17 protein-coding genes and 1 pseudogene are annotated in these 23,107 nt (G+C 69.4%); 12 read left to right on the top strand and 6 right to left on the bottom strand.

From position 1 onward, the window contains the following. Positions 1-244 precede the first annotated feature (244 nt). The 7 genes from bpln_RS26065 (at position 245) to bpln_RS26035 (ending at position 9,435) form a co-directional block, all read left to right on the top strand. Positions 245-2,395, top strand: coding sequence for a TonB-dependent receptor (locus bpln_RS26065; protein WP_055140437.1), 2,151 nt, complete (start codon positions 245-247; stop codon positions 2,393-2,395). Between the two features lie 57 nt (positions 2,396-2,452). After that, entirely contained in the window at positions 2,453-3,199 is a 747-nt protein-coding gene (locus bpln_RS26060) for a class I SAM-dependent methyltransferase (protein ID WP_158512076.1), read from the top strand. A 210-nt stretch (positions 3,200-3,409) separates the two neighbouring features. Beyond that, positions 3,410-5,188: an ABC transporter ATP-binding protein gene (locus bpln_RS26055; protein ID WP_042628066.1), complete on the top strand. Its 1,779-nt coding sequence runs from the start codon at positions 3,410-3,412 to the stop codon at positions 5,186-5,188. Then, complete coding sequence (locus bpln_RS26050; RefSeq protein WP_055140435.1) at positions 5,185-6,975, top strand: ABC transporter ATP-binding protein; 1,791 nt, start codon at positions 5,185-5,187, stop codon at positions 6,973-6,975. The genes bpln_RS26055 and bpln_RS26050 overlap by 4 nt, the downstream gene beginning before the upstream one ends. Positions 6,976-7,139: 164 nt before the next feature. Beyond that, the gene (locus tag bpln_RS26045; RefSeq protein ID WP_042628064.1) at positions 7,140-7,961 is read left to right on the top strand and encodes an ABC transporter substrate-binding protein; all 822 of its coding nucleotides are present in this window, start codon (positions 7,140-7,142) and stop codon (positions 7,959-7,961) included. Positions 7,962-7,990: 29 nt separating this feature from the next. Beyond that, complete coding sequence (locus tag bpln_RS26040; RefSeq protein WP_420807387.1) at positions 7,991-8,719, top strand: amino acid ABC transporter permease; 729 nt, start codon at positions 7,991-7,993, stop codon at positions 8,717-8,719. Next, on the top strand, positions 8,719-9,435 hold the full coding sequence (locus tag bpln_RS26035) for an amino acid ABC transporter permease (protein ID WP_042629457.1): 717 nt from the start codon (positions 8,719-8,721) through the stop codon (positions 9,433-9,435). Before bpln_RS26040 ends, bpln_RS26035 begins: the two co-directional genes overlap by 1 nt. A 22-nt stretch (positions 9,436-9,457) precedes the next feature. Here the strand turns inward: bpln_RS26035 and bpln_RS26030 are convergent, their stop codons facing one another. Further along, on the bottom strand, positions 9,458-10,345 hold the full coding sequence (locus bpln_RS26030; protein WP_055140433.1) for a LysR family transcriptional regulator: 888 nt from the start codon (positions 10,343-10,345) through the stop codon (positions 9,458-9,460). Between the two features lie 103 nt (positions 10,346-10,448). Here bpln_RS26030 and bpln_RS26025 point away from each other — a divergent pair, with 103 nt between their 5' ends. After that, positions 10,449-11,381, top strand: coding sequence for an NADP-dependent oxidoreductase (locus bpln_RS26025; RefSeq protein ID WP_055140432.1), 933 nt, complete (start codon positions 10,449-10,451; stop codon positions 11,379-11,381). An 85-nt stretch (positions 11,382-11,466) separates the two neighbouring features. Here bpln_RS26025 and tkt read toward each other — a convergent pair whose 3' ends face one another. Beyond that, a complete protein-coding gene (gene tkt, locus bpln_RS26020) occupies positions 11,467-13,497 on the bottom strand; it encodes a transketolase (protein WP_055140431.1) in 2,031 nt (676 codons plus the stop codon). 350 nt (positions 13,498-13,847) lie between these two features. On the opposite strand from tkt, the gene bpln_RS26015 reads away from it, so the two are divergent. Beyond that, positions 13,848-15,179, top strand: a complete 1,332-nt coding sequence (locus bpln_RS26015; RefSeq protein WP_055140430.1) for a leucine-rich repeat-containing protein kinase family protein — start codon at positions 13,848-13,850, stop codon at positions 15,177-15,179. 36 nt (positions 15,180-15,215) lie between these two features. On the opposite strand, the pseudogene bpln_RS34545 reads toward bpln_RS26015, so the two are convergent. The 3 genes and pseudogenes from bpln_RS34545 to bpln_RS36860 form a co-directional block, all read right to left on the bottom strand. Beyond that, a pseudogene (locus tag bpln_RS34545) lies at positions 15,216-15,879 on the bottom strand (c-type cytochrome). Positions 15,880-15,883: 4 nt separating this feature from the next. Further along, positions 15,884-17,152 (bottom strand): sulfite dehydrogenase, encoded by a 1,269-nt coding sequence (gene soxC / locus bpln_RS26010; protein ID WP_055140429.1) that lies wholly within the window; start codon positions 17,150-17,152, stop codon positions 15,884-15,886. Positions 17,153-18,051: 899 nt separating this feature from the next. Further along, positions 18,052-18,222: a hypothetical protein gene (locus bpln_RS36860; RefSeq protein ID WP_158512075.1), complete on the bottom strand. Its 171-nt coding sequence runs from the start codon at positions 18,220-18,222 to the stop codon at positions 18,052-18,054. A 675-nt stretch (positions 18,223-18,897) separates the two neighbouring features. Here bpln_RS36860 and bpln_RS38565 point away from each other — a divergent pair. From bpln_RS38565 to bpln_RS25995, 3 genes are all read left to right on the top strand, one after another. Beyond that, positions 18,898-19,650 (top strand): hypothetical protein, encoded by a 753-nt coding sequence (locus bpln_RS38565; protein WP_042628056.1) that lies wholly within the window; start codon positions 18,898-18,900, stop codon positions 19,648-19,650. A gap of 132 nt (positions 19,651-19,782) precedes the next feature. Further along, positions 19,783-21,129: a 3-phosphoshikimate 1-carboxyvinyltransferase gene (locus bpln_RS26000; RefSeq protein ID WP_042628055.1), complete on the top strand. Its 1,347-nt coding sequence runs from the start codon at positions 19,783-19,785 to the stop codon at positions 21,127-21,129. A 66-nt stretch (positions 21,130-21,195) separates the two neighbouring features. After that, complete coding sequence (locus bpln_RS25995) at positions 21,196-21,606, top strand: helix-turn-helix domain-containing protein (RefSeq protein ID WP_042628054.1); 411 nt, start codon at positions 21,196-21,198, stop codon at positions 21,604-21,606. A 374-nt stretch (positions 21,607-21,980) separates the two neighbouring features. Here bpln_RS25995 and bpln_RS25990 read toward each other — a convergent pair whose 3' ends face one another. Continuing rightward, positions 21,981-23,066: an enolase C-terminal domain-like protein gene (locus bpln_RS25990; protein WP_042628053.1), complete on the bottom strand. Its 1,086-nt coding sequence runs from the start codon at positions 23,064-23,066 to the stop codon at positions 21,981-21,983. Between the last annotated feature and the right edge of the window lie 41 nt (positions 23,067-23,107).

Genomic DNA, 23,107 nt, shown 5'->3' with positions numbered 1-23,107 from the left:
GGTAGAAGGATAAATGAGAATCGATATCATTATTACGGTGTCCATAACGCTTGTCGAGACGACCGCCAGTTTGCATTCCGGGCATCTTCGCGAGGCCGTCCGCCTGACCGGCGCGGCCGGTGCCCGTTTCGGTGCGGCGTGGCCGGGCCGTTCAAGGTCGGGCCGTCGTGTCGTGTCGGCGACCAGAGTGCGACTCGCAGCCGCGTCGATTCTTCACTTCGATCTGGAATCAGGAGAGGGTTTCATGGTGTGTCAACGAGCTTGGCGGTCAGACCGTCCTTCACCGAAGGCGATCGTCGTTTTCATCGCGATTGCGCTGGCGCAAATTCCGGCGTCGGCGCTGGCCGAACGTCGCGCGGAAGGTGAAACCGTGGGCGAAGGAGGTCGTGCGAGCGCCGGGGGCGGCGCTGCGCTGCCCGTCGTGACGGTGACGGCGAGCAAGCGTGACCAGTCGCTGGCCACTCTCAACAGTTCGGCGGTCGTGGTCGAGCGGCCGGCGCTGGATGCGGCCCAGGTCAACAACACGATGGATCTGCAGCGCGTGCTGCCGGGCGTGCAGATGGCCAACGGCGGGTCGGCCCTGTTTCCGATGATCAGCGTGCGCGGCGTGTCGTCGGCGCAGGATTTCTACAATCCCGCGCTGACGGTCTATGTGGACGGCGTGCCTCAGTTGCCCACGTTCACGATGCAGACGCTGCTGAACGTGGACCGCGTCGAGTTGCTCAAGGGACCGCAGGGCACGCTGTACGGCAAGAGCGCGGAAGGCGGCGTGCTGGACATCGTCACGCAGGCACCGGACAACCAGCTGCGGATTCACGCCGACGCGGGGATGTCGAGCCGGCTCGGCAACGTCGAGCAACTGGCGGTGGCGGGGCCGATCGTCAAGGATCTGCTGTACGGCAGCGTCTCGCTCGCCCATGTCGATGCGCCCGGCGACCTGACCAATCCCGTGACCGGGGCGAATCACGAGGGCGGCTCGCGTTCGTATGCCGGCACCGCGCGGCTGCGGCTCGCGCCGAGCGGCGCGCCGTGGGAGATCAACCTGACGGCCAGCCGCGACTGCATGATGGCCACGCAGGACATCTACGTGCCGTTCGACAACATCGGCAACCACACCGCGGGCATCGCCGCGAATCTGCCGGCGCAATATGCCGAGCCCTACCTGAATCGATGCGGCAGCAACTATGCCTTGTCGGGGCGTTACGACTTCGGCCAGTGGCGCCTGACCGCGATGTCGGCCTGGCAGACCTCGCATTTCTCGCGCGAATTCTCGTCCGGTACCAGCTTTCTCCAGCAGCCCGAGAACTGGCGGCAGAACGTGCAGGAGCTGCGGCTCGCCACCCATGCGCCGGGCCGCCGCTGGGATGCCGTGTTCGGCCTGTACCGGCAGGACGTCGATCAGTCGCGCAGTTCGCTGTACTCGATGACGGTACCGATGTTTGCCTCGATGATGACGGCGCTGTCCGGCAACGAGAGCTCGTCGCTCGCCGCGTATGGCGACGCGACCTGGCACGTGACCCATGCGTTCGACCTGTCCGCCGGCCTGCGCGTCTCGCTCGACCAGGCGTGGACCGATTTTGCCGGCAGCTCGATGCTGCCGTCGGGCGGCTATGCGGGCTTCGCCGGTGCCAACGCGCGCAGCGGCAATCGCGTGCTTGGCAAGGTCTCGGCCGGCTACCAGATCGATCGCGCCTGGCGAGCCTACGCAAACGTGTCGCAGGGCTACAAGCCGGGCGGCTTCAATCTCGCGCCGACCAGCATCGCCGACGCCGCCGGCTTCGGTGCCGAACGCGCCGTCAGCTACGAACTCGGCACGCGCTACGACGGCCATGCGCTGCGTGGCAGCCTGGCGCTGTACCGGATCGACATCCGCAACGTGCAGCTCTACGCCGGCGCGCCCGGCTACATGACGCTGAACAACGTCGGCGATTCGCGCTCGATCGGCGCCGAGTTCGGGCTCGAATGGGGGCTCGCGCGAGGCTGGACGGCGGGGCTCGACGCGTTCGTGAACCACGCGACGTTCCGGCACTACACCGATGCGGCCGGCTGCCCGACCTGCGCGGGCAATAACGTGCCGTTCGCGCCGAGGTACGGCGTGACGTTGAATTTGGCCGGCGCGATTCCGACGGAGGTGGGCAAGCTGCGCCCGAGCGTTGCCGTGCGGTGGCTCGGTGCGCAGTATTTCGACAAGGAAAACCTGCTGCGCCAGGGCGGCTACGCGCTGGTGGACGCATCGATCGGCTGGCAGCCGCGCCGCGATGTCGAACTGACGCTGTACGCGCACAACCTGACCAACCGTGATTACCGCATGTACGGATTCAACAGCCCCGGCGGCAAGATGGCCGAGGTCGGGCTCGGGCGCACGGTGGGCTTCACGGTGGCATTCGATTATTGATTCCACTGCGGGGCGGGCGGCGCCCGCCCCGCCAACCAGGGGCAACGTGAGATGGCGATGAGGGAAGCGGACCCCTATGTCCAATCGGCCGAACTGTACGACCTGTTGAGCGAGACGCATTGGCAGGCGCGGCGCGCGTCGCTGGCCGCCACGCTCGAGCAGGTGCGCGACGCCGAGGTCGTGCTCGATATCGGGACCGGCACCGGGCCGTATCTGCCGCTGCTGGCCGCCGCGCTGCCGGCAGCGCGGATTCACGCCGTGGAGCCGTCGGCCTCGATGCGGGTCGGCCTGATGACGCGCATCGTCGCCGACGCCGAGCTGCGCCGGCGCGTGAGCGTGCAGCCGGTCGGTTTCGACGACGCAAGGCTGCCGGCACGGATCGATTTCGCGATGGTGTGCGGCTGTCTCGGCTTCATGGACGAGGCGGCTCGTGCGCGGCTATGGCGGCGCCTTGCAGCCAGTCTCGCGCCCGACGCACGGGTGCTGGCCGACCTGATGCCGCTGGACAGGCCGCAGGTGGTCGACGAGATGCGCGCCGTCAGTACCGAAGTCGGTGCGCATCGCTACGACGTCTGGCTGTCGGGGGCGCCGGCCGGCGACGACCGGGTCCGTTGGACCACGCGTTACGAGCAATGGGACGGCGAGCATCTCGTGCGGCGCTTTACGGTCGAGCGCGACTGGCACGCCTTCGCGCTGACCCGGCTGATCGACGAAGCCGCCGTGGCCGGGCTGCAGGCGCAGCGGCTCGACGCCAGCCCGGTGCCGGCGGTGTTGTTGCGTCCGAAGGCTGCCGGCGCGGCCTAGCGGAACCAGCCGGTCTTCGCGAGACACCGGGCGCGGACCGGCGCCGCACGCGACTCGCCCGCGGCCATCGCGACGAGCCGCATCGCGGCCGGCGCGCGATCGTCTATACGGAAACGTTCAATGGGAGCAAGCATGCCAAGTTCGTCGCAGCGAAATGCGGTTCCGCCCACCGAGGCGGGCGAAGCGCCACGCCAGGGCCCCTGGAGCATCATGCGGCCGGTGCGCGGGCAGATCGGCTTCGCGATGGGGCTGGCGGCGCTCGCGGCGCTGCTCGGGCTGGGGTTTCTGCTGTCGTTGGCCTGGACGTTCCGCCGCCTCGACGCCGCGCCCGAGGTCTGGCCGCTGGATCCGGTCGCGGCCGCGATCGTGTGCCTGATCGGCAGTTATCTCGCTCGGCTCGCCGCGTTCGGCCAGTCGCACCGGGCCGCGTTCCGGCTCGAACTGATCCTGCGTCGCGCGCTGGTCGCGCATCTGACCCGCGTCCCGCTCGGCACGCTGGAGGAGATCGGCGCGGGTGCGCTGTCCAAGGTCGTGCATGACGACGTGAAGGCGCTGCATGTGTTCGTGGCGGACAGCACGCCGTTCTGCGCGCGAGCCTTCTTCGGCCCGGCCGTCATGTTTCTGGCGCTGATCTGGCTCGACTGGCGCTTCGCGCTCGGCGTGGTGGCCGTGCTCGGCACGGGGTTCGCCGTGCTGGCGCTGGCGATCCGCAATTCGGTCGAGATGAGCCGTCTGTACAACGCCGCGCGCGAGCGCGTCAGCACGGCCGTCATCGAGTTCGTGCAGGCCATGCCGGTGGTGCGCACCTTCGATGCCGGCTATTCGACGTTCGGCCGCTATCAGCATGCACTGGATGCCTATCTCGACGTGCTGACGCGCTGGTATCGGCAGGCCGGCTTCGGCGCGCGCTTCTCGCTCGCGGTGCTCAATCCGCTGCCGACCCTGCTGGCACTGTTGTGGATCGGGTTGGCGCTGATGGTTCACGATGCGGTGGACTTCGCGACCTGGGTGGGGGCGCTGCTGGTCGGCACCGGCATCGCCGAGGCCGTGACGCCGATGATGGCGCTCAACCACATGGTGGACAAGGCCAAGCTCAGTGTGGCGCGGATCCAGCAGATCATGGCGCTGCCCGTGATGACGGTGCCGCAGCAGGCACGCCTGCCCGGCGACGCGAGCGTGCGGTTCGAGCGGGTTGGGTTTCGCTATGGCCGCGATGACGACAGCAGCGGTGCCGGCGCCGGTGCGCCGGCGCTGGACGACGTGAGCTTTCGGGTCGAGCCCGGCACCACCACCGCGCTGGTCGGCTCGTCCGGAGCGGGCAAGACGACGGTGGCGCGGCTCATCCCGCGCCTGCGCGACGTCGATACTGGGCGCGTGCTGGTGGGTGGCGTGGACGTGCGCGAGCTGGCGTCCGACACGCTGATGTCGCAGGTGTCGTTCGTGTTTCAGGAGACGTTCCTGTTCGCCGATACGATCGCGAACAATATCCGGCTCGGCTCGCCCGACAGCACGATGGACGAGGTGATCGCGGCGGCCGTGGCGGCGCGCGCGCACGATTTCATCATGGCGCTGCCGGACGGATACGCGTCGCTGGCCGGCGAGCGCGGCACGTTTCTGTCGGGCGGACAGCGCCAGCGCATCACCATCGCGCGCGCGATCCTGCAGAATCGGCCGATACTCGTGCTCGACGAAGCCACCGCGTTCGCGGACGCCGAGAACGAAATGAAGCTGATCGAGGCGCTGACGCAGCTGATGCACGGCAAGACCGTCGTCACGATCGCACACCGGCTCGCGGCGATCCGCGACGCCGAACAGATTCTCGTGTTCGAGGGCGGCCGGCTCGTGGAGCAGGGGCGGCACGACGCATTGCTGGCACGGCACGGCCGCTATGCGCAACTATGGGAGGACCACGAGCGCGTGCATCGTTGGGCGCTGCGCGGCGAGGCGGCGGCCGGAGCGGCCCGGCAGGCAGAGGAGGGGACACGATGAGCGCGGGCACGAGGCACGATACCGATGCCGGCCAGCCGCAGCGGCGCCCGACTTCCTGGTATGGAACCTATCGCCGCCTGCTGCGCAGCTCGGGCCGCTACGCGCCGGCCCTGCACCGCAGCGTGCTGGGGCTCGTCGCGGCCGCGTTCGCACAGGGGCTTGCGTTCGCCTGTCTGTTTCCGCTGTTCGGCGCGCTGCTGGCACGGCGGCCGAGCGCGGTGGCGCTCGGCTGGCTCGGCGCGATGACGGCACTGACGATCTTCGTGACCGTGGTGCGCTGGTACGCGCAAGGGTTCGAATACAACGGCCGCCTGGCGCTCACCACGCACGCGTTGCGCATGAGGCTCGGCGAACAGCTGCGCCGGATGCCGCTGGAAGCGCTGCAGGCGAAGCGCTCCGGCGAACTGAACGCGCTGTTGCTCGGCAGCGTCGACGAGAACCTCAACTACGCGATCGCGATCGCCAACCTGATCCTGGTGGCGACCGTCACGCCGTGCGTGGTGGCGCTGGCCGCGCTGTGGTTCGACTGGCGCATCGGGCTGATCCTGCTGCTGGTGTTTCCGGCGATCGTGCCGATCTATCGCTGGCGGCGGCCGTCGCTTGGCGGCGGCACCCAGGCGCTGGCCGACGCGCACCGGCTGCTGAACGCGCAGGTGGTGGAGTTCGTCCAGGGGCTGCCGGTGCTGCGCGCGGCCTGCTGCGACGCGGACCGGGCGCAGCGGCTCGACGAGGTGTTCCAGCGCGTACACGACGTCCAGCTCGCCACGCTGCGCCAAGGCGCCAAGCCCGATCTGGCGGTGGCGAGCGTGGTCGAACTCGGCTTGCAGATCGTGGTGGTGGCGGGCGTGACGTGGGTCGTGATGGGGACCCTCTCGCTTTCGGTGGTCGCGGCGGTCACGGTGATCGTGGCGCGCTTCAGCGAGCCGATGGCCACGCTGATCGGCTACTCGACCATCATCGAGATGATCGAGGCGGCGCTGGTGCGGATCGAGGCGCTGGGCGCGATCGAACCGCTGGCGCAACGCACGCCGGCGCGGGTGCCGACCCGCTTCGATCTGTGCTTCGAGGGCGTGAGTTTCCAGTACGCGCAGGCGACGAAGCCGGCGATCGTCGATTTCGACGCGAGGCTGCCAATGTACGGGATGACGGCGCTGGTCGGGCCGTCCGGCTGCGGGAAATCGACGCTCGTGCGCCTGCTGTTGCGGCATGCCGATCCGCAGCGCGGCGCGATCCGGATCGGTGGCGTGGATCTGCGCGAGATCCCGGAGCCGGCCTTGAATGCGTTGATTTCGGTGGTGTTCCAGGACGTCTACCTGTTCGACGATACGGCGTTGGCCAATATCCGCATGGCGCGCCCTGGTGCGTCCGACGACGAGGTGCTGGCGGCGGCACGCGCGGCACGGTGCGACGAGTTCATCGAGCGTCTGCCGCAGGGCTGGCAGACGCGGCTCGGCGAGATCGGCGGCCGGCTGTCGGGCGGGGAGCGGCAACGCATCTCGATCGCACGGGCGCTGCTGAAGGACGCGCCGATCGTGATCCTCGACGAGCCCACCTCCGCGCTCGACGTGGAAAGCGAACTGGCGGTCCAGCACGCGATCGACATGCTGGTGCGCGACCGGACCGTGGTGGTGATCGCGCATCGGCTCTCGACGATCGTCGGGGCCGACCGGATTCTCGTGATCGAAGACGGACGGCTGGTGCAGCAGGGAAGCCGTCATGAACTGATGGGCACGGACGGCCGTTATCGCGCGATGTGGCAGGCGCAGACGCGCGCGTCGGCGGATTAAGCGCGCGCCACGCGGCAGGCGTGCATCGTTATCACGTTTACTGCTTTATTCAGGAGAATTCCTCGCTTAGGTTTGGCGCCGGCCGATGCTAACGTGGCGCGCCACCGGGTCGGCACGATCGGCTCGATCCTGGCCCGGCATGACCACTGCCTACGGAATCTCCAATGAAAAAGACTTTGCTCGCCGCCTCGCTCGCCACGCTTGCCAGCTTCACCGCGCTGTTCCCCGCGCTCGCCCACGCCGATCGCCTCGACGACATCAAGAAGGCCGGCGTGCTGCGCGTGGCCACCTTCGACAGCAACCCGCCGTTCGGCTTCGTCGATCCGGCCACCAACCACACGGTGGGCCTCGACGTCGATTACGCGAAGGCGCTGGCCGACAAGCTCGGCGTCAAGCTCGAACTGCAGTCGACCAATCCGGCGAACCGGATTCCGTTCCTGACCTCGAAGAAGGTCGACCTCGTGCTCGCGAACTTCACGATCACCGACGAGCGCGCCAAGCAGGTCGATTTCAGCATTCCGTATTTCTCGTCGGGCCAGCAGTTCCTCGCGAAGAAGGGCGTGCTGACCTCGAAGGACCAGCTCAACGGCTTCCGGATCGGTGCCGACAAGGGCACCACCAACGAGATCGCGGTGCGCGAGCAGTTCCCGAAGGCGACCATCGTGGCCTATGACGACACGCCGTTCGCGTTCGCCGCGCTGCGCGCCGGCAACGTGCAGGCGATCACGCAGGACGGTCCGAAGCTGGTCGGCCTGCTCGCCAACGTGCCCGACAAGCAGAAGTACGAGATCCCGCCGTTCACGATCACCAATGACTACATGGGCGTGGGCATTCCGAAGGGCGAGCCGCGCCTGGTGTCGTTCGTCAACGACACGCTGAAGGGGCTGGAGGCGAACGGCACGGCCACCACGATCTACAACCGCTGGTTCGGGCCGACCACCAAGACGCCGCTCACGCGGACCTTCAAGATCGGCGACAAGACCTGAGCGGCGCGCGCCATCGGCTTCACACGATGATCGACAGCTTCCTGGCGCCGAAATACCTGCTGTGGCTCTGGCAGGGATTCGGCGTGACCATCGGGCTTACGCTCGCCGCGGCGGTGTCGTCGACGTTCGCGGGCGTTTCGCTCGCGCTCGCCGGCCGCTCCCGCTGGCGCGCGGCCCGTTTCCTGGTGCGCGCCTACATCGGCGCGTTTCGCAACACCCCGTTGCTCGTGCAACTGTTTTTCTGGTACTTCGGCGCGGCCACGCTGCTGCCCGACGCGGCGATCGGCTGGCTCAACGCACCGCACGTGGCAACCACGCTGCTGGGCGCGCTGCACTGGCCGTCGTTCGAGTTCGTGGCGGGCTGGCTCGGCCTGACCTGCTACTCGGCCGCGTTCATCGCGGGCGAGTTCGAGGCCGGCATCGCCGGCGTGCGCGAGGGCCAATGGCAGGCCGGGGCCGCGCTCGGCCTCACGCGCCTGCAGGCGTTTCGCCATATCGTGCTGCCGCAGGCGGTGCGGATCGCGCTGCCGCCGCTGTTCGGCCAGTACATGAACCTCGTGAAGAATTCCTCGCTGACGATGGCGATCGGCCTGGCCGAGCTGTCCTATGCGTCGCGGCAGGTGGAGACGGAATCGTTCCGCACCTTCGAGGCGTTCGGCGTGGCCACGGTGCTCTACATCGCGGCGATCGCGGTGATCGAGGCCGCGCTGCACGCGGTGCGCCATGCCGGCGCGGCCGGCCAGGGAGCGCGCCGATGATGCCGTGGGACGTGTTCGCGGGCAACCTGCGCTATCTGCTGATCGGTGCGTTTCCGGACGGCCCGCTCGGCGGCGCGGCGCTGACGCTGGTGCTGGCGGTGGCCTCGGCGCTGGCCTCGGGCGTGATCGGCTTCGCGGCCGGCGTGGCGCTGGCGATGGCGGGCCGCGCCACGCGCGTGGCGCTGCTGGTGGTGATCGGCTTCTTTCGCGCGATTCCGGTGCTGATGCTGATCTTCTGGACGTATTTCCTGCTGCCGATCCTGTTCGACGTGGACGTGCCGGGGCTGGTGGCGGTGGTCTGCGCGCTGTCGCTGATCGGCGGCGCCTATCTCGCGCATTCGGTGCAGGCCGGCATCGCGGCGGTGGGCGACGCGCAGTGGCAGGCGGGGCTCTCGCTCGGGCTCACGCGCTGGCAGACGCTGCGCGAGGTGGTGCTGCCGCAGGCGGTGCGGATCATGGCGCCGTCGTTCGTCAACCAGTGGGTGTCGCTGGTGAAGGACACCTCGCTCGCCTATATCGTCGGCGTCAACGAACTCTCGTTCGTGGCCACCCAGGTCAACAACCGGCTGATGGTGTATCCGATCCCGGTGTTCCTGTTCGTCGCGCTGCTGTATCTGGTGCTGTGTTCGGCGCTGGACCGGATCGCGATGGCGTGGTTCGTGCGCCGGCGCACCGCGGCGCCGGAAGCGGCGGACCTGCCGGCCGCCGCGGTCTGAGCACGGCGGTGCCCGCGCCGCGTCACGCGTCGGTCAGCAGGGCACCGTCGGGGAACCGCGCGCAGACGAATTCGACGAACGCGCGCACCTTCGGGCTCGGCAGCCGGCGCGAGGTGTGCAGCACCCACAGCTCGACCTCGGCGCCGTGCGCGCCCCATTCCACGAGTTGCCGGGCGGCGAGCGCGGCGGCCACGATCGAGCGCGGCAGCAGCGCGACGCCGGCGCCGGCGATGGCCGCGTCGCGCACCATCAGCAGCGACGACAGCCGCAGCCGCGGCACCGGTTCGATCACGAGCCGGCCCGCGTCGAGGCGCCAGGTCTCGCCCTCGCGGGTGGCCATCACCACGGCCGGCACGGCCACCGGCGCGGCGCCGTCGCCATCCGCCGCCACGGGTCTCGCGACCGACGGCGCGGCCACCACCACCATCCGGTCGCGCACGAAACAGCGGCCGACCAGGTTCGAATCGGCGCGCGGGTTCGGGCGGATCGCCACGTCGAAGCGCTCCTCGATCAGGTCGACCACGCGGTCCTCGGCCACGGCCTCGATCCGCACCTCCGGGTAGGCGGCCGCGAAGCCGGCCGCGAGCCGCCCGAGCGCGATCTGTGAGAACAGCAGCGGCGCGGCGATCCGCAACAGCCCGCGCGGCGCGGCGAGCCCCTCGCGCGCGGCGGCCACGGCGTCGGCCACCTCGTGCATCGGCCCCTCGGTGCGCGCGGCCAGCAGCTCGCCCGCCTCGGTCAGCACCAGCCCCCGCGCGCCGCGCTCGAGCAGCCGCACGCCCATCGCGCGCTCGAGTTCCGCCACGCGGCGCGACAGCGTCGCCTTCGACCGGCCGCTCGCGCGGCTCGCCCGGCCGTAGCCGCCGTGCGCGGCAACCAGATTGAAATCGGCCAGCGCGTTCAGGTCCATTTTCGTTCCATTTTCGAGACAGGGCGTTCGAATTGTAGCGGCTGTGTTTCCGATTCGATACGGCCTATCGTGAGGGCTCCCCTGACATCGAAGGAGCAACCTCATGAATTCCAACCGTGCCCTCGTGCTGAACGGCTATGGCGATGCATCGAACACGCGGCTCGACACCGTCGCGAAGCCGGCGCCCGCGCCGGGCGAGGTGCTGGTGCGCGTCGCCGCGGCCGGCATCAACGGCCTCGACTGGAAGATCCGCGAAGGCTACGTGCGCGACGCGTTTCCGCTGGCGCTGCCGACCGTGCTCGGCATCGAGCTGGCCGGCGTGGTGGAGGCGGTGGGCGCGGGCGTGACGCGCTTCGCGCGCGGCGATCGCGTGGCGGGCGGCCTGGGCCGCGTCGGCGCCTACGCGGACTACGTGGCGGTGGACGCGGCGAAGCTGGCGCGCGTACCCGACGGGTTCGACGAGGTGCAGGCCGCCGCGTTGCCGGTGGCCGCGATGTCGGCCTGGCAGAGCCTGCACGCGGCCGGGCCGCTCGCGCCGGGCGCGCGCGTGCTGATCCACGGCGCGGCGGGCGGCCTGGGCGGCTTCGCGGTGCAGTTCGCGAAGCAGGCCGGCGCGTTCGTGATCGCGACCGTGCGTGGGCGCTACGCGGACGAGGTGCGCGCGCTCGGCGCCGATCAGGTGATCGACTACGAGACGCAGCGTTTCGAGGCGGAGGTGGCCGACGTCGACCTGGTGCTCGACTACGTCGGCGGCGAGGCGCTGGAGCGCTCGTGGCAGGTGCTGGCGCCGGGGGGCTGCGTGGTCGGCACGACCTCGCCGGAGATCGTCGCGCGCACGCCGGCGGGGCGTCGCGGGCTCTGGTTCATGGTGACGCCCGATGCCGAACGGCTCGAACGGATCATCGCGGACGTCGCGCGAGGGCGGCTGGTGTCGCGCGTGACCGAGGTGGTGGCGCCGGACCAGCTGGCCGGGGCGATCGAGCGCCACCGCGTCTCGGCGCACCGGGGCAAGAGCGTGGTCGACTTCCGGCGCTGAGCAAGGGCGGCCGAGCGGGCGAGATGCCCGGGCGCGCCGCCGGCCGAGCCGTCCGGTCCGCCGCCCATGGCCCGCAGGCAGGGCGTCAGCCCTCGACGTCGCGGATCACCTCGCGCGCGGCCTTCACGACCGCGTCCACGGTGATGCCGAACTTCTCGTAGACGTCCTGCACCTTGCCCGATTCGCCGAAGCCGTGCATGCCGATGAAGCGCCCCTGCGGCCCGAGATAGCGTTCCCAACCGAGTTCGACGGCGGCCTCCACGGCCACGCGCGCGGGCGTGTCGCCGAGCACCGCGCGCCGGTACGCGGCGTCCTGCTCCTCGAACAGCAGCCGGCACGGCATCGACACCACGGCGGTCGGCACGCCGTCCCGCTGCAGGCGTTCGCGCGCCTGCACGGCCAGATGCAGCTCCGAGCCGGTGGCCAGCAGCGTGAGCCGGCGCGGGCCGCCCTCGGCCTCGTGCAGCACGTAGGCGCCGCGCGCGGAGCGGTTCTCGGTGCCGCCTTCCTTGCGCAGCAGCGGCACCGGCTGGCGCGACAGCGCGATCAGCGCGGCGCGGCGCGGCTGATCGAGGATCAGCTCCCAGCACTCGGCCGTCTCCACCGGGTCGCCGGGGCGATAGACGCCGAGGTGCGGGATCGCGCGCAGCGCGGCCAGATGCTCGACCGGCTGGTGTGTCGGGCCGTCCTCGCCGAGCCCGATCGAGTCGTGCGTCATCACGAAGATGGTGCGAATCTGCATCATCGCCGCGAGCCGGATCGCCGGACGGCAATAGTCGGAGAAGCAGAGGAAGGTGCCGCCGTAGGGGATCAGGCCGCCATGCAGCGCGATGCCGTTCATGGCGGCGGCCATGCCGTGCTCGCGCACGCCGTAGTGGACGTAGGCGCCGTCGTAGTGGCCGGGGCTGATCTCGGTCTGGTGCTTCGTTTTGGTGTTGTTCGACGGCGTCAGGTCCGCCGAGCCGCCGAGCAGTTCGGGAATCGCGTCGAACAGGTGGTCGAGCACGGTGCCGCTGGCCTTGCGCGTGGCCATCTCGTCGCCGCTCGTCGTGAACGCGTCGCGCGCGGCGGCGATCGCGGCCTTCCAGTCGGGCGGCAGCCGGCCTTCGTTGCGCCGCTCGAATTCCTCGCGCAGCGCGGCGGGTGCCTGCTTCACGCGGTCGGCCCAGGCGAGTCTCGCCTCGCGCCCCTTCGCGCCGATCTCGCGCCATTCCTTCAGCAGCGGCGCGGGGATCTCGAACGGCGGCGAATGCCAGCCCAGCAGCTCGCGCGCGCCGGCGATTTCCTCCTCGCCGGGCGCGTCGCTGTGCGCCTTCTGGGTGCCGGCGCGGGTCGGGAAGCCGAAGCCGATGATGGTGCGGCACGCGATCAGCGTCGGCTGGCCGCTCGATTCGCGCGCGGTGACGATCGCGCCGTGGATCGCGTCGGTGTCGTGGCCGTCGATCTCGAGCACGCGCCAGCCCGAGGCGCGAAAGCGCTCGATCTCGTTGTCGGAGACGGCCAGCTTGGTCGGGCCGTCGATCGAGATCGAATTGTTGTCCCAGAACGCGATCAGCTTGTCGAGCTTCAGGTGGCCGGCCAGCGAGATCGCCTCCTGGCTGATGCCCTCCATCAGGCAGCCGTCGCCGAGGAACACGTAGGTGAAATGATCGACCAGCTCGTTGCCAAATCGCGCGTTCAGGATCCGCTCGGCGAGCGCCATGCCGACCGATTCGGCGATGCCCTGGCCGAGCGGCCCGGTGGTCAGCTCGATGCCGTCCGCGTGGCGGTACTCGGGGTGGCCCGGCGTCTTGCTGCCCACCTGCCGGAACTGCTTGAGCTGATCGAGCGTCATGTCGGCATAGCCGGTCAGGTAGAGCAGGCTGTAGAGCAGCATCGAGCCATGGCCGTTCGACAGCACGAAGCGGTCGCGATCGATCCAGTGCGGATCGGCCGCGTCGAAGCGCATGAAATCGCGGAACAGGACGGTGGCGATGTCGGCCATGCCCATCGGCGCGCCGGGGTGGCCGCTGTTGGCTTTCTGGACCGCGTCCATCGACAGGAAGCGGATGCAGTTCGCCATCTCGCGCAGATGCGGATCGCGCGGGGCGGGGACGCTCTTCGGGGTGGAAGTCATTCGATGGCCCTCATGGGATGGGTGGCGGGGGGCGCGGTGGCCTGAGGTCGGTTCACGCTAACACGGGCGGCGCGGCGGCGGGTCGAGGCCGGGGCGACGGTCGCGTCGAGCGTGGGGCGCGGGGCGCTGCGCGCGTGGGTGTGGGTGGCGGATGCCGCCGCGTGGATGCCGGCGCCACGCAAGCGTCGTGCCCGGCGTGCGGTGCCCGGGAGGCGCCGGAACCCGCCGGATCGACGGGCTTGGATGCGGCGCGCGGGCCGCCGTTCGGGGTATCTCCGCGCTCGCCGCGCGGGCGATCCCGGTAGAATCGAAACGTCCTCCATCCACCCCGGCCGCCGCCGGTTCCGCTCGTGACGACCACCCTTGAACAACTGAAAGCCGGCGAACTCGCGGGCGCCCGGCACCTGAAACTCGGCGGCGGCCTGACCGAATTCCCGCGCGAGATCTTCGAGCTGGCCGACACGCTGGAAGTGCTCGATCTGTCCGGCAACGCGCTCGGCACGCTGCCCGACGACCTGCCCAGGCTCGCGAAGCTGCGCGTGCTGTTCGCCTCGAACAATCCGTTTACCGAACTGCCGGCCGTGCTCGGCGAGTGCGGGCAGCTGAGCATGGTGGGCTTCAAGGCGAACCGGATTCGCGAGGTGCCGGGCGCCGCGCTGCCGCCGCGGCTGCGCTGGCTGATCCTGACCGACAACGAGATCGCGGCGCTGCCGCCCGAACTCGGCCGCTGCGCCGAACTGCAGAAGCTGATGCTGGCCGGCAACCGCCTGAGCGCGCTGCCCGACGAGATGGCGGCCTGCACGCGGCTCGAACTGGTGCGGCTGGCCGCGAACCGGTTCGAGGCGTTGCCGGAGTGGCTGCTGCGGCTGCCGCGCCTGGCCTGGCTCGGCTACGCGGGCAACCCGTGCGCCGCCGCGGCCGAGGCCGACGCGGCGGCCGACGGCGCGGTCGGCGAGATCGGCTGGGCCACGCTCGCGCTTGGCCAGAAGCTCGGCGAGGGCGCCTCGGGCGTGATCTATCGCGCGATCCGGCTGTCGGCCGACCATCACCCGCAGCAGGCGGTGGCCGTGAAGCTGTTCAAGGGCGCGGTGACGAGCGACGGCCTGCCCGATCGCGAGATGGCCGCCTGCCTGCATGCGGGCGCGCAGCCGAACCTGATCGGCGCGCTCGGCAAGCTGAAGGGCCATCCGATCGGCGAGCAGGGGCTGGTGATGCCGCTGATCGAACACGACTTCGAAGTACTCGCGGCGCCGCCGAGCTTCGACAGCTGCACGCGCGACGTCTATCCAGACGACCGGCGCTTCGATCTGGGCGCGACGCTGCGGATCGCGCACGGCATCGCGTCGGCCGCCGCGCACCTGCACCGGCGCGGCATCCTGCATGGCGATCTCTACGCGCACAACATCCTGCACGACGGCGCCGGCCACGCGCTGCTCGGCGATTTCGGCGCCGCCTCGCTGTATGGCCCGCGCGACGCGGCGCCCGGCCTCGCGCTGCAGCGCATCGAGGTGCGCGCGTTCGGCTGCCTGCTGGAGGAACTGCTCGAACGCACCGAGGCGCACCGCTCGGCCGCGCTCGACGCGCTGGCCGCGTTGACGGCGGCCTGCCTGAGCCCCGATGCCGGCAGCCGCCCCGGCTTCGAGGCGATCGTCGAACGGCTGCGCGTGCATCTGGCGCGATAGCGCGCGACCGGGCTCGGCAGGCCGCGGCAGGGCGTGCTACAGCTTGCCGGGGCCGCGTGGATCGGGCACGAAGCCGTCGCGGTTCGGCATCCTCACTTGCGGCAGCGTGGTCGCGTCGAGCGTCGAGCGTCGTGCCGTCCGGCACGATGCCGTTGCGGTTGAGCAGGAACGCGCTGACGGCATAGACGTCGTCGGCGCTCAGCGAGCCCGGCGCGTTGTACGGCATCGCGCGGCGGATGTAGTCGAACAGCGTGGTCGCGTAGGGCCAGTAGCTGCCCACCGTCTTCTTCGGCTTTTTGTCCGCGAGCGTGCCGATGCCGCCGACCAGCGCGTCGCCGGCGCCGCCTTCGCCCTTCGCGCCATGACACATCGCGCATTTCTGCGCATACACCTGGCCGCCGTGCGCGACGCTGCCCGAGCCTGGCGGCAGGCCGCGGCCGTCCGGCGCGACGTCGATGTTCCAGGCCGCCAGCGAGGCCTCCGTGACGGGCTGGCCGAGCCCGTATCGCGCTGGCGCGGATGCGGGCGTGGCGCCGGTGGCGGCGAACGCGCCCGTGCCGGCCCCGCCGTTCGTGCAGCCCGCGCTGGCGACGGCGACGCAGGCCGCGAGCCCGGTGAGCGCCGCGGCGAACCGGGGCCGTGCCCGCCGCGCATGCGCGGCTGCGCCGAAACCAGCGTCGCGGCCGCTGCCGCATTCGATCCGTTCAGGCATTGCGCACCTCCCCGGTTTCGTCCACGCGCCAGTTCTGGATGCCGTTGTAGTGGTACTCGGAATTCAAGCCGCGCGCGGCCACCAGCGCCTCGCGCGTGGGCTGCACGTAGCCGGTCTCGTCGATCGCGCGGCTCTGCAGGTTCGCCGGGCCGCCGTCCCAGGTCCAGTCGGCCTCGAAGCGCGTCAGCGCGCGATCGTGCGGCGCACCGGCCAGGCGCGCCTCGCGCCAGCTGCGTCCGCCGTCGGTGGACACCTCGACGCGGAGGATCCGCCCGCGCCCCGACCACGCGTAGCCGCTCAGCGCGTAGTAGCCGCGCGCGGCCAGCCGGTGCCCCGCCGAGGGCCGTGTGATCACCGACTTCGCATCCATCTCGAACACGAACTGCCGCGCGCAGCCGTTCGGCAGCAGCGTGGTGTATTTCGAGGTTTCCTCGCGCGTCATCTCGGGCGCCGCGATCAGCTTCAGGCGCCGCAGCCACTTGACGTGGGTGTTGCCCTCGAAGCCGGGCACGATCAGCCGCAGCGGGTAGCCGTTCTCGGGGCGCAGCCGCTCGCCATTCTGCGCGTAGACCACCAGCGCGCGTTCGAGGATGCGATCGAGCGGCAGGCTGCGCGTCATCGCGGCGCCATCGGCGCCTTCGGCCAGCAGCCAGCGCGCGGCCGGATCGACGCCGGACTGGTCGAGCAGCGTGGCGAGCCGCACGCCGGTCCACTCGCAGCACGACAGCAGGCCGTGCGTGTATTGCACCGGCTGGCCGCTCGGGCCGGCCCATTCGCTGCGCGTGTTGCCCGAGCATTCGAGGAAGTGGATGCGCGTCTCGGACGGCAAGCGCAGCAGGTCGTCCATCGTGTAGAGCCGCGCCTCGCGCACCAGGCCGTGGACCGCGAGCCGGTGCTGGTCCGGGTCGATCGCGGGCACGCCCGCGTGATGGCGCTCGTAGACGAGGCCGTTCGGCGTCAGCGTGCCGTGCAGCTCGGCGAGCGGCGTCATCGACGAGCCCGAGCCCGGCATCGCGGCCGGCCGCGCGCTGCGGCGGATCACGTCGGCCTCGTGCGGGCTCGGCTGGCCGTAGGGCGGCGAGAGCAGCGCGGCGCCGGGCTCGCGGGTCCAGGGGGCGACCTCGAGCGGCGCGGCGGGGGCCAGTGTCGGCAGCAGCGTGGCGCCGACGCCGCCGGCCGCGTTGGCGGCGAGCCGGCGCAGCGCGCCGCGGCGCGACGGCGAGGCGGGCGCCGGTGAGGGACGGGAGTTTTCGGTGGGCATGCGTCGCGTCTCCGGAGCGAAGCGGCGGCCGGCGCCGGTGATCGCCTGCGCGACGCCCGGCTCGATGGCGAGTCCGGACGACGGGCGGCGACCGGCCGGCGCGGCAGCGGGTTGGGGATCGGTGAATGTCGCGCTCGATTGTTGTTCAATGGCGCAACGGCCGCAAACGAGGAATCGCGCTATGCAAACCGCGCCGGGTGCGAACGAAGGATGGCGCGAGGCGCGATGGGCCGTGGCCGGTGGCGGGATCGCGCGCCGGTGGCGCGTGACGCGGTGGCGGGGCACCACGCGCCGGGGGCCGGGTGGTTGCGCAGGACGGGAGGCGGCGAGCCGGTCGAGCAGTCGTCGTACCCGCCGCGCGCTGCGCATGCTGAGGTCACGCACGACGCCGGGCGTCGGCGCAGGACATGCCAGCCGCCGGTGACGAACGAAAAGAGGGCGGAAGGAAAATCGCTCGCGCTGGGTCAAATGAACGAGGCCGGTTCGCGTGGCGCCGCGCGAATCGCGCCGCCGGGCGGGCCGGGGCCGGAACCGGTGGCCCGATGCGCGGCGAGGCCGGCCGCTCGCTCGTGCAACGACCTGCATCGCGCCGCGCTTCGGGAAAGCATGGATAGCCGAAGCCCGCATCAAGTTCGATGGTGGAAGCAGGTGGCCGGGCAGTCGCGACGGGTCGGTGCCGGACTCGTCGAACGCCGCGCGGGCCACGCACCATGGCGGTCCGGATCCATGACGGTCGATCTGCGGCAGCCGGCAGCCCACGCCAACGGGGGCGGGCGTCGCGGAGCCGGAGCACGGGAGCCATCCTGCCGATGGCGCCGCACGCCTCTGCATCGATAACGACAAGCTGTTCGCGAGAGACCGGGGGCCGTATGGTGAGCGCCCATGCCATGCCGGCCCGATCAAGTGCCGATCGGGCCGTATCCGCTTTTGGCGTCGTCATCGTTGGCGTCGTCATCGCCGTCATCACGACGCGCGGCGGCGCGGGGCGCCATGAGCGATCGCACCAGTCGTGTCGATCGTGTCGCGCGGATGCCGGTTGCCTCGCCTCGCACCGTCACGGTGCGAGTCATCCATCTCCCGCCTCACGTCCCGCCTGCCAAGTGGCCGGGCACCGCGCCGCATTCGATCCCCGGCATGCTCTCGTGTTCCCCCGCTTCGCGCATCGCGTGCCCGCTTCGTCCGACCCCGTCGCGCGGCGTCGGCAACACGCGGCCCGCCATGCGGTTCGACAGAAGCGCCAGGCCATGGCCACGCCCGCCGCCCCGCGTGATGCGCCGCGCCATGCCGCTTGCATGTCCGCCACTGCGCGCGCTTGTGGACTTTCGCGGCAATTTTCCACGATTTATTGTGCATGGCGGATTGCCACGGGAATTGTTTGTTTCAGGAAATCCGGAAAAGTTTACAAGGTATTTCCCGGTGCATCGAACATATACCTTTGGATATCTTTTCCGATCGCGAGGCTCACATATTATGAGCATTAAGAATGTTAAGCGAATCGACGGGCGGCGGTAATGGTTGCAAAGGCAATTGCGGTTATTTTTTTATGGCAATTGCGCGGCATTCCGGGTTTTCGCGATTCGTTGAATTAGAAATTCCACTCGAGAGCTGGTTTTTCTCGAATTCAAAGAACAGATGTCCATGAGAGAGGGATCTGTGTCAACGAAGTTGTAACAGGCCGCGCCTTGCGCATCGGCTGCCCATGCCATCGGCTGTTTCTTTCCTCGCTTGTCCCCCTGGAGCTATCCATGAATCGCGTTCAACACACCGGCATTCAGCATCCGACTCCGTTCTTCTCCGATACGGAGGGGTTGGAGCGGAAATCGAGAATCGATCGCTATCTCGACAAGAAGATGGAAGCCTGGCGCCAGTCGGTGCCATACGCCTCCCATATGAAAGACAAAACCATCAACATGAATTACTACCGGCGCACACTGATCGAGCACGTGTGGCGGATTCGTCTTTCCCGAGTGAGCCAGTCGAAGGCGATCTATAAGATCGCCCAGATTTCGCCGGCCGCGGCACAGGAATACGCGCATTATCAGGCCGACGAGATGCTGCACGACAAGCTTTACATTCACGACTGCGAGGCCGCCGGCGTCTCGATGGAGGAGATCCTCAACACCGAGCCGTACCTCTCGACCAAGCTGTTCGAAGGTTATTTCTATTACACCCTCGAACACGAACACCCGATGGCGCCGGTGGTGTCGAACTACCTGGTCGAATACACGCAGGCCAAGCTGCAGCCGGACATCGTGAAGAACCTGAAGTCCACGCTCGGCCACGACCTGATCAAGGGGCAGGAGGCGCATCTGGTGGTGGACACCCGCGACGATCACTCGCTGGAGATGTGGAAGATCCTGAACCAGCTGATCCTCAGCGAGGACGACTACGAAGCGGTGTTCAAGTACATCGACGACGTGCAGGAGATCCTCGCGATGTTCTTTCGCGAGATCTACGAAGACACGGTGCTGAAGGCAACGCAGAAGACGGCGGCGTAAGCCGGTCCGGCCGGGCCACTGCCGGCCTTCGTGAGCGCGTGGCCGACCGCGAGCCTTGCCGCGGGCCGCGCCGGTGCCCGGAATGGATCCGCCATTCCGGCATTCCCTGTTTTTAATCCGATGGGAGAGGGTATGTATCTGCGTGTCGAACCGATCAAACAGTTGGGACGGGATATGCGCGTTCCCGCCTCGAAGCCGGAAACGCAACGGGCGATTCTGGCCGCCACGCTCGCGGCGGGTACGTCGATCATCCATAACGATCTTCGCTGCCTCGAGACCGAAACCATGAAAACCGCGTGCCGCAAGCTCGGCGCGATCATCGAGGAGACCGACGATTCGCTGGTGATCACCGGCGCGGGGGGCCGCTTCAGCACCGACATCCACGTGATCGACGCCAAGGGTTCCGGCCTGGTGTTCCGCACCATGATGGCGCTGAACTGCATGCGTGGCTTTCCCACCATCCTGACGGGCGACGCCACGCTGCGCCGCCGCGTGATGAAGCCGCTGTTCGACGCGCTGCATTCGCTGGGCGCGAGCTTCACGTTCCTCGGCGACGACGACAAGGCACCCGTGATCAACTGGGGCAAGGCGCTCAAGGGCACGCGCTGCCAGCTGGCCGGCGACATCAGCTCGCAGTTCGTCACGGCGATCCTGATGGCCGCGCCGTTCGGCGAGCACAGCGTCGATATCGAAATGACCTCGCCGGTGCTGTCGAACTCGTACATCGCGCAGACGCTCGAGATCCTGCGCCTCGCCGGCATCAACGTGGAGGCGAGCCCCGACTATGCCGCGTATCGGGTGCATCCCGGCGCCTACCAGCCGTTCGAGACCGAGATCAACGCCGACTTCACGTCGCTGTCGTATCTGCTGATGGCTTGCGTGCTGTTCCCGGGCCACTACCGGATCGCCGGCATCGACGCGGCCACGCTGCAGGGCGAGCAGCTGTTCGTCGAGATCGCCGAGGCGCTCGGCGCGACGATGCGCTACGAGGCCGGCCGCGTCCTGCATGTCGACAGCACCGCCGCCAGCCTGGACGGGCAGTTCGAATTCGACGTCAGCCACGGGCCGAACATCATCCCGACGCTGGTCGCGCTGAGCCTGTTCGTGAAGGGCAAATTCACGGTGAGGGGCGGGGCGGTCACGCGCTTCCACAAGTCGTCGCGGATCGAGTCGATGGTGGCCGAGGTGCTGAAGCTCGGCGCCGACATCGAGATCCTGTATCACCCCGACGGCCACGTCGACGGATTCGTCACGCGCGGCAGGGCGCGTTACGCCGGCGGCGTGTCGCTGAGCAGCCAGGGCGACCACCGCAACTTCATGTCGCTGTTCGTGGCGGCCTTGCGTTTCGACAAGGCCTGCAATCTCGACGGATACAGCGACGTGACGTGCTCGTTTCCCGATTTTCTCGATCAGTTCCAAGCGCTTGGCGTCCAGAGTACGGCATCGGCGCATTACGTCGTCGAAGCCGCCGACGAATAAATCGGGCAGCCCATGTAGCCGCCCCGACGCTGGACGTGTTTCCGTTTGATCCACCTGGAGAGAGCAGTGGAAAAGCGATTCGAATTCGAGATGAATTGCGAGGGTGTCGTGCGGCACGACGACACTTCCCGATCGCGGCGCTCGCCGCAGCCGGCAGCGTCCACCGGGTTCAGGCCGACCCCGGGCCAGCGCGGCGAGTATCGGCAGGACGAGGCGGTGGAGCTGTCCGGCTACGACGTCCCCAAGCTGTCATCGCGACAGCAGCAGATTCTGGTCTGCATCATCCACGGTTACCAGAACAAGGCGATTGCCGATCTGCTCGGCATCGAGATCGTCACGGTCAAGATGCATATCGGCATCCTGTTCAAGAAGCTCGGCGTGACCAATCGAACCAGGGCCGCGGTACGGGGCATGGGGCTCATCACCAGCACGGCCGAGGTCGAGCCGGACTGGCTGGCCGTGAAGGAGGAGGCCTGACGCGCCACGCGTGCGCCGCCGGCGCACGCGCAAGCCGGTGCCGCGGGCCGCGCCGTCCGACGGTCCGCCACCGATCGCCACCCGGCACCGCGGGCCGTCCCGGCGACCGCTCCGGTCCTTCCGCGTCCCCCTTCCCCGGGACGGCGAACGCACGAGCGAACGAGACGGGCGAACGCGCGGCCGCCCGCCTGCTCGCGGCCGCGCGCCTCCCGCCCGAACTCTCTGCCCGAACTCGCGCCCGGCGTCCTCCCTGAATTCCTGGCTGCCATTTTTTCCGGACGTCCCGTCAACATTTTCAGGCTTTTTTCCTGCCTGCCGTGATTCATCCGCCGCCGCGCCCCCACCGCGAGGCGCGGCGGCGCGGCCCGCGCGCCTCATTCGACCCGGTAGCGCGCGACGGCCTCGGGGTTCCAGTCGATGCCGTTGCCGGGCGTCTCGTTCGGGATCGCGTTGCCGTCGACGATGCGCATCGGCTCGCGCAGCACCAGGTCGGCGTAGTCGTAGTACTGGAGCCAGTGCGCGGTGGGCGTGACGGCCATCAGGTGCGCGCTGATCTCCTGGTAGTTGTGGGTGCTGACCGACAGCGACGCGGCGTCGGCCAGCGCCGCGCCCTGCAGCCAGCGCGACACGCCGCCGATCTTCATCAGATCGAACATCAGCAGGTCGGACGCGCCGGCGGCGATGCACTTGGCCAGCTCGTGGATGCCGAAGCAGTTCTCGCCCATCTGGATCGGCGTGGCGGTGGCGGCCGCGACGCGGGCATGGCCGGCGTAGTCGTCCTGCCGGGTCGGCTCCTCGATCCAGCCCAGGCCCAGCTCGTCGAGCGCACGGCAGCGGCGCACCGCCTCGTCCACCGTCAGGCCCTGGTTGTAGTCGATGCAGAGCATCGAGCGGTCGCCCAGCACCGCTTTCACGGCCCGCACCACCTCCAGGTCCTGCTCGAGCGTGATGTGGCCGATCTTGATCTTCATGGCGCGAAAGCCGCGCTCGACCGACTGCTCGGCGAGCCGGCAGCTGGCCTCGGCGCCGAGCATGCCGATGCTCGAATAGGCCGGCACCGGCTGCGGCGTGCCGCCCAGCGCGCGCACCAGCGGGACGCCGAGCGCGCGCGCGTGGGCATCCCACAGCGCCATCTCGATGCCGGCGATCGCCATGCTGACGAGCCCGGTGTTGCCGACCAGGTGGAACTGCGATTCGAGCGCGTCGCGCGTGTCGAGCGGCGCGAGCGGCTTGCCTTCGAGGCGCTCGCCGAGCTGCGTGATGAGCGTGGTCAGCGCCTTCAGCACGAGCGGCGTGAAGACGAACAGGTAGGCATGTCCGGTCACGCCCTGGTCGGTGTGCAGGTCGATCAGCACGAACGGCGCATCGGCGATCGTGCCGCTGGCGGTGCGGATCGGGTTCGACATCGGCAGGCGCACCGGGGTGGCCTTCAGCTCGCGAAACTTGAGGCTTGGCATCATCGATCATCTCCTGAGGGGGGCGGTAAGGCGTACCGCGACGG

It is taken from the genome of Burkholderia plantarii (genome assembly GCF_001411805.1).
Taxonomy (GTDB): domain Bacteria; phylum Pseudomonadota; class Gammaproteobacteria; order Burkholderiales; family Burkholderiaceae; genus Burkholderia; species Burkholderia plantarii.
Note: the sequence above shows the minus strand (reverse complement) of the source record. Positions and strands in the feature narration are given on the sequence as shown.